Raw genomic sequence first — 12,553 nt, forward strand, 5'->3', positions numbered from 1 at the left:
GGGCGGAGCCCGGCTTTACCCGTCTGACCATGTGTTACAACCGAGGTTCCGCAGATATTCACCGATGCTTCCGAAGTGATTAAGCTACGACCTGGGACGATGTAAGCCATGCGCGACACTTATCATGAAGGTCTGGATTCGCTGAGTGACCGCCTGGTCGAGATGACCCGGCTGGCACGGCACGCGATCGCCCGCGCGACCACGGCCCTGCTCGATGCGGACCTCAACGCCGCCCAGGAGGTCATCTCGGGCGACGAAGAGCTCAACCGGCTCGACGAGGAGATCGAGACCACCGCCTTCGACCTGATGGCGCGCCAGCAGCCCGTCGCGACGGACCTGCGCACGATCATCACCTCACTGCACATGGCCGGCGACCTCGAACGCATGGGCGACCACGCCGTGCACATCGCCAAGATCGCCCGGCGCCGCCACCCCGACTCCGCCATCCCCGCCGAGCTCCGCTCCACCGTGCTGGAGATGGGCCACCAGGCCGAGCTGCTCGTCGTCAAGGCGGGCGACGTCGTCGGCAACCGCGACGCCGACACCGCACTGGAGCTCGACGCCGACGACGACCGCATGGACAAGCTGCGCAGCAAGCTGCTCAAGCGGATCCTCGACCCCGGGTGGTCGCACGGCGTCGAGGCGACCATGGACGTCACGCTGGCCGGCCGCTTCTACGAGCGTTTCGGCGACCACGCGGTGCACGTTGCGGACAACCTCGTGTACATGGTCACCGGCGAGAAGCCGAAGGACTACGAGCCCGAGGCGTAGCCCGGAGATCGGCGCTCCGTGGCGAACATCACGTGCGCAGGCGCCGCGACGGGGCGCCGGAGAGGCGTGGAACAAGGGGCGGAACCGCGGTTCCGCCCCTTTCGCGTGCGGGGGACCGCCCGCCGGGCGGTCACTCTGCGTGCCCGGTCGCGAGCGCGGCGACCGGTCGCAACCCTGTCCCCGGAGGCTTTCCGGGAGGTGCGGAAGCACCTCGTGTAAGCTTTGTCAAGACCTAAAATGCGCCTGTGACCTGCGTGGACGTAAACCGAATAGGTACGTTAAGTCACAGATTCGTGGTACCCTTGTGGTAGCGGAAGGGGTACTTGTCACATGACTTTCAAGGTCGGCGACACCGTTGTCTACCCCCATCATGGGGCTGCTCGCATTGAGGCGATCGAGACTCGCACCATTAAGGGTGAGGATAGGACCTACCTCGTCCTCCGGGTCGACAAGGGTGATCTTACGGTACGCGTGCCTGCCGAGAACGCCCAGGACGTCGGCGTGCGCGACGTAGTGGGCCAGGAGGGCCTGGACAAGGTCTTCGAGGTGCTGCGCGCGCCGCACACCGAGGAGCCCACGAACTGGTCGCGGCGCTACAAGGCGAACCTGGAGAAGCTCGCGTCGGGCGACGTCAACAAGGTGGCCGAGGTCGTCCGCGACCTCTGGCGGCGCGACAAGGAGCGTGGGCTCTCCGCCGGTGAGAAGCGCATGCTCGCCAAGGCGCGGCAGATCCTGGTGAGCGAACTCGCCCTTGCCGAAAAGACCAACGAGGACAAGGCCGAGGCGCTTCTCGATGAAGTCCTCACCAACTGACAAAGGCCGTAAAGAACCACTGCATTCATGGTGAAAATACCTCGGGTGGGCGTCGGAACCGACGTCCACCCATTCATGTCGGGGCGCATTCTTTTCCTCGCGGGCCTTCAATGGCCCGGGGAGGACGGCGTCAGCGGCCATTCCGACGGCGACGTCGCGGCGCACGCCGCGTGTGACGCTCTGTTCTCGGCCTGCGGGCTCGGCGATCTCGGTGCCCATTTCGGCACCTCGGAACCCCGCTGGAAGGGGGCTTCCGGCGTCGAGCTGCTGACCGAGACCGCCGCGCGCGTGCGCGCGGCCGGGTTCGAGATCGGCAACGTCGCGGTCCAGGTCATCAGCAACCGCCCGAAATTCGCCCCGCGGCGGGCCGAGGCCGAACGCGTCCTCTCCGCGGCCGTGGGGGCGCCGGTGAGCGTCTCGGCCACCACCACCGACGGACTCGGCCTGACCGGCCGCGGCGAGGGCATAGCCGCGGTGGCCACGGCTTTGTGCGTGCCGGTAGACGACGATAGGGCTGAGAAGGCCTGAGAACGGGGTCGGCGCAGGCGGGGCGGGCCCCCGGGGAACGCCCACGCCGGACGGGGGACAGGGGCGGGCGCGGTATGTGCGGGCCTCAGTCCTGCGGCGGCCGGGGCTCGCTGCGGACCCGGCGCGACGGCGGGTCGGGCGGCGGGAAGCCCGCCATGGGCATCCGCCGCGGCTTCAGCACCATGGGCCGCTTCTCGATCGGTGCGGCGGCGGGGAAGGCGGGGCCTGAGGGCGCGGGAACGGAGTCGGTTTCGCCGGACTCGGCCGCCTTCTCGGCCTTCCCGGTCGGCCGGACGCTTTCGGCCGGCTGTTCCGCCGGCCCGGGGGGTGCTGCGGGCCCGGACGGGGTCACGGGAGCGAGAGGCTCCGTCCGCGTCGAAGGCGCTGGGCCGCGGGTACCGGCCCCCACAGCCGCCGGCGACGCGGCGATCCGCGGAAGGGGCAGCCCCCGTGCCGGAACGGGGTCCGGCTCCGCTTCATCGTTCGTCGGGTCGCCCGCGGCGAGGTCGTGCACGAACCCCTCGTCGGCCGCGTCAGCCGTGGCGGGCTCCCCGGTCGCGTCCGGCCCGGCAGGGCGGGCGAAGGGGCGGCTGACGGGTCGCACCTCCGCGGCCCGCTTGATGGCGTTCACCCCACCGGCCGGGCTACGGCGGGGCAGCTCCGTGTCATCCGGCTCATCGGCCGCATCGGGGCCGCTCTCAGCGGCGGCGGCCGCCTTCGTGGGCCGGTCCTCAACAGCGATGGCAGGGGTGTTCGCGGCCGTGGCAGGGGCGTCCGAAGTCGTGCCGCGGGTGTCCGCGGCCGAGGCGTGGGCATCGGCGGTCGTGGCGTCGGCATCCGCGGCCGCGGTGTGGTCCTCCGTGCCCGTGGCGCGAGCATCCGCGGCCGTGGCGGCCGGGCGATCCGCGGCGGCCGACGGCAAGGGCTCGGGCGTATCGGGGAGGCGGCTTCCGCTGGGCGGGGTTCCGGGGTCGGGGTCGGTCAGGTCGGCCGGCTCGCGCTCGGCGGGCATCGGGGGTTCGGCGGGCACCCGAGGCGCCGGGGATGCGGTGGCCTCGTCGGGCTCCGGCGGTTCCGGGCGGCGCGACCGGTGGTGCCGCAGCTCATCCTCTTCCAGCACCCGCACGGGGGGCTCCGCCCCGCCCCGGCGCGCATCCTGAGGGCGCGGCCACAGCGGCGCCGGTCCGCGGCCGCGCCTGCGCGCGGGCCGTTCGCGGTCGTCAGCGGGCGGCGGCACGGGCGCGAGGCGCGCGGTGTCGGTCACGTCGTCGCCGCCGCGGCGGTCCTCTCGGCCGTCCCCTGCCCCTTCACCTTCACCGGGGTCATCGGCCGCCGCGGGTACCGGGTCGAGCACGTCGGTCGGGTCGTCGGGGCCGGGCTCCGGCCGGGGCGCGCGCGGCCGGGCCCGCCGGTTCCGTTCCGCGCGCTCATCGGGGAACTCGCCCCGCGCGTGCATCCACACCCACAGGAAGATCCGGAACGCCGCCAGCAGCGCCACCCACGGCGCCACGGCGGTCAGCACCACGGCGACCTGCGGCAGCAGGCGCTGGCCGGTGGTCTCCAGCGCGCTCGCCCCCGCGGCCAGCAGGATCATCGCCAGGATCAGCGCGTCGACCCACAGCCGGCGCGACCGCGGTGCTGCGCGCAGGACGTAGCCGGTCCAGAACGCCATGAGCAGCAGGAGCGTGAAGCCGCCGGGGTAGAGGTGGGCGGACCGGGCATCGACGCCGCCCTGGCGGGCGATCTGGTAGATGCCGTTGTAGGACAGCAGGACGGCGCAGGCCGCGATCACCACGACACCGAGCCCCGTCAGGGCGATGGCGGCGAAGCCGGGGCGGCCACCGGGCTCGGGCGGGTCCGGGACGCGGCGGGCACCAGGGGTTTTCGAAGAGGATTCAACGGCCATCGTGCGCAGAAGGGTAGCCCAGCAAACGGCGCGAACACGAGGATCCCCATGAAACTGACCGGAACTCGCGGCCCCCGCGAACAGATCGGAAAAGGAAATTCCTCCAGTTCGCGGGTGGGGGCTTCGCTCAGGGTCACGGAAGTGCGGCCGAGGGTGGCTCGACCTGCCGGATTCTTCACATGCCCGCGCCGCTAATTGCGGATGTCCATTTCGCCGCGTCTTTCCGCCCTGATGGCGCCGATGCGGGCACGCAGACCCCCTAATCCGGGGGCGACCGGCGTCTCGCCGCACGACCGTGGTAGGCGCGGGAAAGGGCTACCCTTGAGGGTGTGAGTCTGCGCTTCTACGACACCAGTGCCCGCCAGGTCCGCGACTTCACACCCCTGCACCAGGGGTGTGCCTCGCTGTACCTGTGTGGTGCCACGGTGCAGGCGCCTCCGCACATCGGGCACATCCGCTCGGGTGTGAACTTCGACATCCTCCGGCGCTGGCTCACCTACAAGGGCCTCGATGTCACGCTGTGCCGCAACGTCACCGACATCGACGACAAGATCATCCGTGTCGCCCAGGCCGAGGGCGTGCAGTGGTGGGCGGTCGCCGAGCGCAACCAGCGCGCCTTCACCGCCGCTTACGACTCCCTCGGCTGCCTGCCGCCCTCGGTGGAGCCGCGGGCCACGGGGCACGTCCCCGAGATGATCGAGCTGATGCGCCGGCTGATCGACCGCGGGCACGCCTACCCCGCGGCCGACGGCTCCGGCGACGTCTACTTCGACGTGCGGTCGTTCCCCACCTACGGTTCGCTGTCCAACCAGCGGGTCGACCAGATGCGCGCGTCCGCCGACTCCGACTCCGACCGCGCCAAGCGCGACCCCCGCGACTTCGCGCTGTGGAAGGGCGCCCGCCCGGGCGAGCCCAGCTGGGACACCCCGTGGGGCCGCGGGCGGCCGGGCTGGCACCTGGAGTGCTCGGCCATGTCCACCAAGTACCTGGGCGCCACCTTCGACATCCACGGGGGAGGGCTCGACCTCGTCTTCCCGCACCACGAGAACGAGCTCGCGCAGTCCTCCGCGGCCGGCGACGGCTTCGCCCGCTACTGGCTGCACAACGGCCTGCTCACCATGGGCGGCGAGAAGATGAGCAAGTCGCTCGGCAACTCGCTGCTGATCCCCGAGATCCTGCGCAAGGTCCGCCCGGTCGAGCTGCGCTACTACCTCGGCCAGGCCCACTACCGCTCGGTCATCGACTACTCCGACGACGCACTGCGCGAGGCGGCGTCGGCCTACCAGCGCATCGAGGGCTTCCTCACCCGCGCGACCGAGGTCATCGGCGCGGTCGAGCCCGCCTACCGGGTGCCCGACTCCTTCGCCTCCGCGCTCGACGACGACCTGGGGGTCTCCCAGGCGCTCGCCGTCGTGCACGGCCACGTCCGCGACGGCAACACCGCCCTCACCGAGGGCGCCAAGGAGCGGGTGGCCGACCACGCCGCCCAGGCCCGTGCGATGCTGTCGGTCCTGGGGCTCGACCCGTTGTCGCCGCAGTGGGCGGGCGGCGACGGCGCGGGGCTGCGCGACGTCGTCGACGCGCTGGTCGCGGTGGCCCTGGAGCAGCGCCAGTCGGCCAGGGCCCGCAAGGACTACGCCGCGGCCGACGGCATCCGCGACCGCCTCCTCGAGGCGGGGGTCGCCGTCGAGGACACCCCGCGCGGGCCGCGCTGGGAGCTGCGGCGCGGCTAGCGGGCCCGGGGGCGCCACCCCCGGCGGGCCGCAGCCCGCCGGGAGCCCGGACCTGCCCGCACGAACGACCACCACACAACGGGGCCGCCACCGGTTCCGGCATGCACGCGTGCGAAACGATCAAGGGGGAGGACGGCGCTCATGCCGGCGAAGAAGAGCAAGAAGGGCCCGACCAAGGGCAGCGGAGGCAAGGGGCGCCGGTCGCTCGAAGGCAAGAAGGGCACCCTGCCCGCTGAGGAGCGCCACTGGTACGGCGACCGCAAGCGCTCCCGCGCGGCCGCCCGGCCGCAGGCGCCGGGCGGCCCCGGTGCGCAGGACGGCGGGCGGCCCGGTGGCGCGGCTCCGCGCGGCGGGACCGGGCCCGAGCTGCTGATCGGCCGCAACCCGGTGGTCGAGGCGCTGCGCGCGGGCGTTCCGGCCGCGAAGTTCTTCCTCTGCAACAGCCTCGACCCGGACGCGCGCGTCACCGAGGCGGCCCGCCTCGCTGGCGCCGCGGGGATCGAGATCCTGGAGGTCACCCGCGCGGAGCTGGACCGCCGCTGCGAGAGCAACGGCCAGCCCGGCGCCGCCCACCAGGGGGTCGGCCTCCAGGTGCGGCCCTACCGCTACTGGGACCCGGCCGACCTGCTCGACGCCGCCCAGCGGGCCGACACCCCGGCGCTCATCGTCGCCCTCGACGGCGTGACCGACCCGCACAACCTCGGCGCGATCACCCGCTCGGCCGCCGCCTTCGGCGCCCACGGGCTGCTGATCCCCGAGCGCCGTTCGGCGGGCGTGAGCATGGCGGCGTGGAAGACGTCGGCCGGCACCCTGGCCCGGCTGCCGGTCGCCCAGGCCACGAACCTCACGCGCACCCTGGAGTCCTACAAGAGCGAGGGCCTGTTCGTCGTCGGCCTCGACGCCGGCGGCGACACCCCCCTGGACCGCCTCGACCTCGCGACGGGCCCGTTGGTGGTCGTGGTCGGCTCCGAGGGCAAGGGCCTCTCCCGCCTGGTCCGGGAGGCCTGCGACGCGGTCGCGAGCATCCCCATCACCGGCGCGGAATCCCTCAACGCCTCGGTGGCGGCCGGCGTCTCCCTCTACGAGGTCACCCGCCGCCGCTCGTCCACGCACTAGCCCGCAACCGGTAACATGCGACTGGGTGTCAACGACACCGGCCGACGTAGCTCAATTGGCAGAGCAATCGCCTTGTAAGCGATAGGTTAGGGGTTCAAGTCCCCTCGTCGGCTCCGAACCCGATGTACCTGGGCCAACGCCCCAACGACGGAATGTGTTCGTTGACCCGGGGCCGTCCGGACCTATCGCCTATGCCGGCCGGGGACGGCGGCTCAGCCGATTTCGAGCAGGACCACCAGGGACGGGCCGAAGGCGCCGCCCGGTTGGAAGCACAGGTTGAACAGGCCCATCGCCATGGGGCGTTGCGGCCCGGGTGCCGGTGCTGTGGCGAAGCGGACCAGGGTGGCCTGTGCCGATGATGACGCGAACACCGCCAGGGTGAGCACCCCCAGGAGCAGGGGAGCCGACTGCGCCAGCGCCGCCACCGCCACGGCCGACCCGCCCGCCGCGATCAGCGCGGCGGGGAGGGCCCGGGCGTCCAGCCGGGCCGCGACCGCCGCGAAGGCCGGCGCCAGTGCCGACCCCGCCAGCAGCGCGACGAGCTGGCCGGTGCCGATGGCGCCCGCCGCCCACCCCGCGTGGCGCTCCACGAGGGCGGGGACCGCATAGAGCAGCGCGAAGTACGACGTCGCCAGTGTGAAAGGGCGGTTCCCGGCCCATCGGCGGCGCGGCACGAAGAGAAAGAGGTCCGATGCAGGCCCAGGAGGCGACCACCACCGCGGAGCGGGCGTACCGCGGATCATCGGAGAAGCGCCGGTCCATCGTCGCCGCGGCCCGCGAGGTCTTCGGCCGCGACGGCTACACCCGGGCCAGTGTCGACGCCATCGCCGCCGCGGCCGGGGTGTCCAAGCGCACCATCTACAACCACTTCGGCGACAAGGAGCGGCTGTTCCTCTCCGTGGTGCTCGACGGCGCCGAGGGGGTCACCGCGGCGATCAACGACCTCATGGAACGCCATCTGCTCAAGATCGTGGACCTGGAGGAGGACCTCGTGGCCTTCGCCATGGACCGCGTCGCCGCGGTCACCCGGTTCCCCGACCACTACGCGCTGGTCCGCGCCCTGGAAGCCGAGGTCACCCGGATCCCCCCGGACGTGCTGCGCGCGTGGCGCGACGCCGGGCCGCACACGGCGCACCTGCGGCTGGCGCCCTATCTCGCCCGGATCGCCGACCGCGGGCTGCTGGAGTTCGACGACCCGGCGCAGGCCGCCAACCACTTCAACCTGCTCACCATCACCGACCTCAACCAGCGCACGTTCTACGGCGCGGTCCCCATGCCCGGCGACGAGGCCGAGGCGCTCGTCCGGAGCGGGGTGCGCACCTTCCTGCGGCTCTACGGCGCCGCGCCGTCCGTCTGACCCGCCGCGCAGGCAGGTCGCACAGCGAGGTCGCGGGGCCGCGCCCGGCGGCGGCGAGCTCGCCCCGATGGCCGCTCCCCCCGACAAGGGCTATCTTGATAGCCCCGACGGCCCCGCCGGACACGGCGATCGCCGCGAACAGGCCGTCGGCCGATAGGTGAACGCGGCTCGGGACACGACGGCCCCGGCGGCCGCTCGGGCGCGCGTCGGTGAGGGCTGCCGGGAGGCCTCTCGTGGACGGTGACCGGAAGAACACGGTCGAAGGCGTCGGGCTGGGCGTGGGACTCGTCCTCGCGTCCCTGGTCGCCCTCGCGCTCCCCGGGATCCTGCGTACGTCCGCCGTCTGGGAGACAGTGCTCTACTGCGCCGCCATCCTCCTGGGCGGTATCGGCATGTGCGGGGCGCTGCTGGACATCGGCAGGCTTCGCACGAGGCGGTCGATGGAGAGCTTCGGCGTCAGCGTGCTCTCCGCGATCGGTGCCGGGATCCCGCTGCTGATCCTGGTGCGCCATGAGCTCTGGCCGGTTCTGGACGTGGTGCTGATCGTGCTCGTGGCGGCCTTCGCGATCGTCTTTTTCGGGTTCTTCGGGATGGGCGTCTCCTCGGCGGTCGCGGAGAGCAATTCGTTTCTGGGGGGCGGGTCCCGCGGAGAGGACGTCGATCGGCGCGGCACGCGACCCGTCACCCCGGGCAGGCCCAGCCCGAACAGGCTGACCAAGGCCGAGAAGATCACCATCTTCGTCACCGTGATCGTCGGTATCGCATCGGCGGTCTCCCCGATCGTCGTCGCGATGGTGCAGGAGGGGCTGATCTTCTAGCGGTCCCTGGGCGACCGGATGGGCCCGCCCCGCCGGCGCAGCGGGCCGCCGCCCTCCTCCCGCCCGGGGGGCGGGGTGGTCAGGCGCGGGCCTCGGTGATGACCTTGTTGGCGATGATGTCGGGGTCGAGCGGTACGGCGTCGCGGGGGGTCCACGGGGCGCCGGGGGAGGTGACCTGGCCGTATTCGGGGAATGCGAGCGAGCGCCAGTGCCGGAAGAGCCGGTCCTGCTCGGGCTCGGTCTGGGCGGTGAACCAGTCGCGGTTCTCGCGGGTCAGCCGGGGCAGGAACGCGTTCAGCTCCTCTTCGTCGGGCATGCCGCCACCTCCCGGGTCCGCCGGACCGCCGGCTCCGCGCGTTCCATCTGTCACTACTCGTGGTCACACGAATTCACACGGTACCCGTTTTCGGATGTCCGATCACCCGCGCCGCGCATTCCGCGGGCGGTCATGCGGGAGGGCCGGAAGGGACGGGCGGGTTCCGCGGGGCGGCCGTGGGGTCGCGGTCGATCTCGTTGACGACCTCGAACCGCTCCGCCGACACCCGGGTGTCGTTCACCTCCAGGGCGCGGCCGTCGGCGCCGCGGGTGATGCGGGTGATGCGCAGGACGGGCACCCCCGGGGGCAGGGAGAGCCGCCGGGCCTCGTCGGGCGAGGGCATGCGGGCGGAGACCGCCTCCTCCCATCTGAGCGGGCCGTGGCCCGCCTCCTCCATCCGGTCGTAGATCCCGCCCGGCCCGGTGTCGGGCTCGGCGAGGACCGGCAGCTCGTCGACCGCCGCCGGTGCCAGGTAGGACGTCGCGAGCTGGGTGACGTCGCCGCTGCCGGGGTCGCCCATCACCCGTGAGCGGGTCACGACCTCGGTGGCGGCGGGCAGGCCCAGGAGGCGGGCGATGTCGGCGGGGGCCGGGACGCGGCCGATGGCCGGGGGCTCGAGCGGGCGCCAGCCCTGTGCCGCGGTGTCGAAGTAGTAGCCGATCCCGTCGCGGTGGACCCTGCGGGAACGGGGGATGCGCCGGCGGGTGGGCGGGCGCCGGACGACGGTCCCGCGCCGGCGCACCTTCTCGACCAGGCCTTCCTTCTCCAAAGCGGCGACGGCCTGGCGGACGGTGGTGCGCGAGGTGCGGTAGCGCTCCTGGAGGTCGGTCTCGCGGGGGAGGACGTCGCCGGGCGCGACGTCCCCGCCGGCGATGGCGGCCCGTAGCTCGTGGGCGATCTCGTGCCAGCGTGCCATGCGGATCCTCCTAGCGGGTGGGGGTTCGCCTGGTGTGGCCCACAGGGTAGGTCATGACCTATTGACGGATGTTCCGGGCTGGTTCACCCTGAATAGATCACTACCTAACAGTGAGTGAGTACATGGGTGATCATGGTGAGGATCGTCCGGCACGGCGCCGACCTTGACCGCTATGCCCGCGCCGGCGTAGCCGGGTTCGGCCCGTGGGCCGGGCCCGGCGAGCTCGGCCGGCTGCTCGCGGCGATCGGGCTCCGCCGCGGGGCCGTGGCCGACCCGCACCGAGAGCTTCCCGGTGTCGCGGCGGTCGCCGCCGACCCCGTCGTGGCCGGTGCGGCGCGCAGTGTCCTGGGCGCCGACCTCGACATCGAGTCCTCCCGGCTCATCGCCGTGCCGCCAGGCGGTGCAGGGGGCCCGCAGCACAGCGCCCTGGGCTCCGGTGCGGTAGAGCTCGACCCCCGTGGCACGGTCACGGTGTGGCTCGCGCTCACCCACGCCACCGCCCGGACCTGGTGCCCGCACATCGCCCCCGACTCCCACCGCGGTGCGCGCCCCCCGTCGGGCCGCGCGCAGCCCCGCGGTCCCGCCCGCCCGGCCGCGGTGCTCGACCCCCCGGCGCCCAGCCGGTGGCGGCCCGTCCCCGTGGCGGCCGGCCACGGCCTGCTCATCGACCCCCGCCTGGTGCGGCGCACCCCGCCCAACCGCGGCCCGGCGCCGGCGGTGGCGCTGGCCATCCGCTACACCGCGCCGGGCGCCTGCACTCTGCGCGACGGCACCGTCCCCGCCCACCTCGTCCCGGTCCCCTCCCCCTATCAGTGATCCGCGCCCCGGCCGGTGGCCGCCGCACCGCCCGCCGTCCGGTACGGCCCGCGGATTCCCTTACGTGCTCGCCGATGCAATGACGCCGTGGGTTTCGGTCCGCCGGGCGCCGGGTGCGGCCGGTCGGCGGGGCATGGGCTCGGTTCGAAGCGGGAAGAACCGGATGGAGGTCCGGCACCGCCGGGCGAAGCCGTGCCGGTCGTCCGGGGTGGTGGTGTGGTGGGGGGACCGGGCTGGTGTGGCCCCGGGGCCCGGATGTGTGCAATGGGAACCGGGAAACCTCCGATTTTCCTCTCGGAAGTCGATCACCTGCGAAGATGTGATCGTCTTCGGAGACGGAAGCGCACATTTCCCGGAGCGGGCGGGGCTCGACGGGGTAGTGTCGGACGTGTCGGTGGCCGATCGGTGGTGCCATGGTCCTGAGCAATTGCATGCTGGGTTTTGCATTCCACCGGTCGCGGTCAGTGGACAGCCATGGAGGTGGAGCATGCCCCGTCCCATCACCTATCCCGGCGATCAGTGCGAGGCGACCGACCGGTACCAGATCCGGCGGCAGCGGCTCGACACCCCGGTCGGGGACGTCGCCATCAGCATCATCACGGACCGGGAGGCCGACAGCGGCGGGGTCAGCGCCGCCGAGGCCGATCGGATGGTCGACGCCGCACTACGCAGCATCCGCACACAGACGGCGGTCTTCGCGCAGGTCGAGCTGGAGCGCGCGAACCGCTTCAGCGAGACGGTCGGCGGTTGGTAGCCGCGGGCGCCACGCCCGGACACAGAGCGGCGAGCCGACGAGTGAGCGGAGGCGGCGCTGCCTATGGCCGAAGGCCCGACTTGCGGGGCCGTTGGAGCAGAGCGAGGAGGCGAGCGCTCCCAAAAGACACAGAGCGGGGGCGCCGGCCCCCGCTCGGCACATACCCGCAGCGCGCGCACCGTGACAGCGACCGCCCCCCGTTCACGGTGACCGCTCCGCCACCCCATGCTCCCGGGAGGGGACCCGTGTCACACATCCGGCTGCAACGCTCGGCCTACTGGACGCCGCCCCTGTCGATCACCTTGGGGAACCTGCCGCGGAGCACCCCCTTCATCCTCGCCAAGCGGCCGGGCGGCTACCTCATCGTCATCAGCGAGGGCATCACCTTCGGTGAACTCGAACACGCCTACATGAGCACCCTGCGGGGTCCGGTGCGCGGCCTGCTGTACGCGGCGTGCGGGGTGCCCGACCCCTCGATCGACCGCGACGGCTACGAGAGCGCCCGGTGGTGGGACGTCGACCAGGTCGTCGACTGGGACACGATCGCCGGGCTCGAGGAACTCGGCCGGATCGCCCGGTGGCCGCACGGCTGCTGACCTCCCCTTCCGGCCTCCCCCCGGCATGGGCGCCCGCGATCCGGGAATTGACGCTGGAGGCGGCGCGGTATCGCGGCGCGCCGCCGCATCCCCCTGGACCGCGCTCACGGAAA

At 72.7% G+C, this 12,553-nt stretch carries 14 protein-coding genes and 1 tRNA gene; 11 read left to right on the plus strand and 4 right to left on the minus strand.

All coding sequences use genetic code 11. The annotated features are described in order from the left end of the window. Window positions 1-108 precede the first annotated feature (108 nt). From phoU to ispF, 3 genes are all read left to right on the plus strand, one after another. Window positions 109-771, plus strand: a complete 663-nt coding sequence (gene phoU / locus ACFOVU_RS21295; RefSeq protein WP_378536325.1) for a phosphate signaling complex protein PhoU — start codon at window positions 109-111, stop codon at window positions 769-771. A gap of 330 nt (window positions 772-1,101) precedes the next feature. After that, on the plus strand, window positions 1,102-1,584 hold the full coding sequence (locus tag ACFOVU_RS21300; protein ID WP_378536327.1) for a CarD family transcriptional regulator: 483 nt from the start codon (window positions 1,102-1,104) through the stop codon (window positions 1,582-1,584). A gap of 27 nt (window positions 1,585-1,611) precedes the next feature. Continuing rightward, window positions 1,612-2,112 (plus strand): 2-C-methyl-D-erythritol 2,4-cyclodiphosphate synthase, encoded by a 501-nt coding sequence (ispF, locus tag ACFOVU_RS21305; protein ID WP_378536328.1) that lies wholly within the window; start codon window positions 1,612-1,614, stop codon window positions 2,110-2,112. Window positions 2,113-2,197: 85 nt separating this feature from the next. Here the strand turns inward: ispF and ACFOVU_RS21310 are convergent, their stop codons facing one another. After that, complete coding sequence (locus tag ACFOVU_RS21310; RefSeq protein WP_378536329.1) at window positions 2,198-4,018, minus strand: DUF2637 domain-containing protein; 1,821 nt, start codon at window positions 4,016-4,018, stop codon at window positions 2,198-2,200. Between the two features lie 329 nt (window positions 4,019-4,347). On the opposite strand from ACFOVU_RS21310, the gene cysS reads away from it, so the two are divergent. From cysS to ACFOVU_RS21325, 3 genes are all read left to right on the plus strand, one after another. After that, complete coding sequence (gene cysS, locus ACFOVU_RS21315; protein ID WP_378536330.1) at window positions 4,348-5,751, plus strand: cysteine--tRNA ligase; 1,404 nt, start codon at window positions 4,348-4,350, stop codon at window positions 5,749-5,751. A gap of 141 nt (window positions 5,752-5,892) precedes the next feature. Continuing rightward, window positions 5,893-6,867, plus strand: a complete 975-nt coding sequence (rlmB, locus tag ACFOVU_RS21320) for a 23S rRNA (guanosine(2251)-2'-O)-methyltransferase RlmB (protein WP_378536331.1) — start codon at window positions 5,893-5,895, stop codon at window positions 6,865-6,867. Window positions 6,868-6,907: 40 nt separating this feature from the next. Beyond that, window positions 6,908-6,980 (plus strand) — tRNA-Thr (locus ACFOVU_RS21325). 99 nt (window positions 6,981-7,079) lie between these two features. On the opposite strand, the gene ACFOVU_RS21330 is transcribed toward ACFOVU_RS21325, so the two are convergent. Beyond that, the gene (locus tag ACFOVU_RS21330; protein ID WP_378536333.1) at window positions 7,080-7,541 is read right to left on the minus strand and encodes a hypothetical protein; all 462 of its coding nucleotides are present in this window, start codon (window positions 7,539-7,541) and stop codon (window positions 7,080-7,082) included. A 17-nt stretch (window positions 7,542-7,558) separates the two neighbouring features. Between ACFOVU_RS21330 and ACFOVU_RS21335 the strand changes: the two genes are divergently transcribed. Both ACFOVU_RS21335 and ACFOVU_RS21340 read left to right on the plus strand, forming a co-directional pair. After that, window positions 7,559-8,224, plus strand: coding sequence for a TetR/AcrR family transcriptional regulator (locus tag ACFOVU_RS21335; protein ID WP_378536335.1), 666 nt, complete (start codon window positions 7,559-7,561; stop codon window positions 8,222-8,224). Window positions 8,225-8,457: 233 nt separating this feature from the next. After that, window positions 8,458-9,042 carry a hypothetical protein gene (locus ACFOVU_RS21340; RefSeq protein ID WP_378536336.1) on the plus strand — a complete coding sequence of 195 codons (585 nt, stop codon included), beginning with the start codon at window positions 8,458-8,460 and terminating at the stop codon, window positions 9,040-9,042. Window positions 9,043-9,121: 79 nt separating this feature from the next. On the opposite strand, the gene ACFOVU_RS21345 is transcribed toward ACFOVU_RS21340, so the two are convergent. Both ACFOVU_RS21345 and ACFOVU_RS21350 read right to left on the minus strand, forming a co-directional pair. After that, window positions 9,122-9,358 (minus strand): hypothetical protein, encoded by a 237-nt coding sequence (locus ACFOVU_RS21345; protein WP_378536338.1) that lies wholly within the window; start codon window positions 9,356-9,358, stop codon window positions 9,122-9,124. A gap of 130 nt (window positions 9,359-9,488) precedes the next feature. After that, a complete protein-coding gene (locus ACFOVU_RS21350; RefSeq protein WP_378536340.1) occupies window positions 9,489-10,274 on the minus strand; it encodes a GntR family transcriptional regulator in 786 nt (261 codons plus the stop codon). A 132-nt stretch (window positions 10,275-10,406) separates the two neighbouring features. Between ACFOVU_RS21350 and ACFOVU_RS21355 the strand changes: the two genes are divergently transcribed. The 3 genes from ACFOVU_RS21355 (at window position 10,407) to ACFOVU_RS21365 (ending at window position 12,440) form a co-directional block, all read left to right on the plus strand. Beyond that, complete coding sequence (locus tag ACFOVU_RS21355; RefSeq protein WP_378536342.1) at window positions 10,407-11,090, plus strand: phytanoyl-CoA dioxygenase family protein; 684 nt, start codon at window positions 10,407-10,409, stop codon at window positions 11,088-11,090. A gap of 487 nt (window positions 11,091-11,577) precedes the next feature. Next, window positions 11,578-11,844: a hypothetical protein gene (locus ACFOVU_RS21360; RefSeq protein ID WP_378536344.1), complete on the plus strand. Its 267-nt coding sequence runs from the start codon at window positions 11,578-11,580 to the stop codon at window positions 11,842-11,844. A gap of 245 nt (window positions 11,845-12,089) precedes the next feature. After that, on the plus strand, window positions 12,090-12,440 hold the full coding sequence (locus ACFOVU_RS21365; protein ID WP_378536346.1) for a hypothetical protein: 351 nt from the start codon (window positions 12,090-12,092) through the stop codon (window positions 12,438-12,440). Window positions 12,441-12,553: the final 113 nt, after the last annotated feature.

Origin of the sequence: Nocardiopsis sediminis (assembly GCF_042650565.1) — a bacterium.
GTDB lineage: Bacteria > Actinomycetota > Actinomycetes > Streptosporangiales > Streptosporangiaceae > Nocardiopsis_B > Nocardiopsis_B sediminis.

What these genes read in the sequence shown, in the direction of transcription:
- ACFOVU_RS21350 (WP_378536340.1), bottom strand. Translation starts at nt 10,274, where the DNA reads ATGGCACGCTGGCACGAGATCGCCCACGAGCTACGGGCCGCCATCGCC.
- ACFOVU_RS21345 (WP_378536338.1), bottom strand. Translation starts at nt 9,358, where the DNA reads ATGCCCGACGAAGAGGAGCTGAACGCGTTCCTGCCCCGGCTGACCCGC.
- ACFOVU_RS21310 (WP_378536329.1), bottom strand. Translation starts at nt 4,018, where the DNA reads ATGGCCGTTGAATCCTCTTCGAAAACCCCTGGTGCCCGCCGCGTCCCG.
- ACFOVU_RS21360 (WP_378536344.1), top strand. Translation starts at nt 11,578, where the DNA reads ATGCCCCGTCCCATCACCTATCCCGGCGATCAGTGCGAGGCGACCGAC.
- ACFOVU_RS21300 (WP_378536327.1), top strand. Translation starts at nt 1,102, where the DNA reads ATGACTTTCAAGGTCGGCGACACCGTTGTCTACCCCCATCATGGGGCT.
- ACFOVU_RS21355 (WP_378536342.1), top strand. Translation starts at nt 10,407, where the DNA reads ATGGTGAGGATCGTCCGGCACGGCGCCGACCTTGACCGCTATGCCCGC.
- ACFOVU_RS21335 (WP_378536335.1), top strand. Translation starts at nt 7,559, where the DNA reads ATGCAGGCCCAGGAGGCGACCACCACCGCGGAGCGGGCGTACCGCGGA.
- rlmB (WP_378536331.1), top strand. Translation starts at nt 5,893, where the DNA reads ATGCCGGCGAAGAAGAGCAAGAAGGGCCCGACCAAGGGCAGCGGAGGC.
- phoU (WP_378536325.1), top strand. Translation starts at nt 109, where the DNA reads ATGCGCGACACTTATCATGAAGGTCTGGATTCGCTGAGTGACCGCCTG.
- ispF (WP_378536328.1), top strand. Translation starts at nt 1,612, where the DNA reads ATGGTGAAAATACCTCGGGTGGGCGTCGGAACCGACGTCCACCCATTC.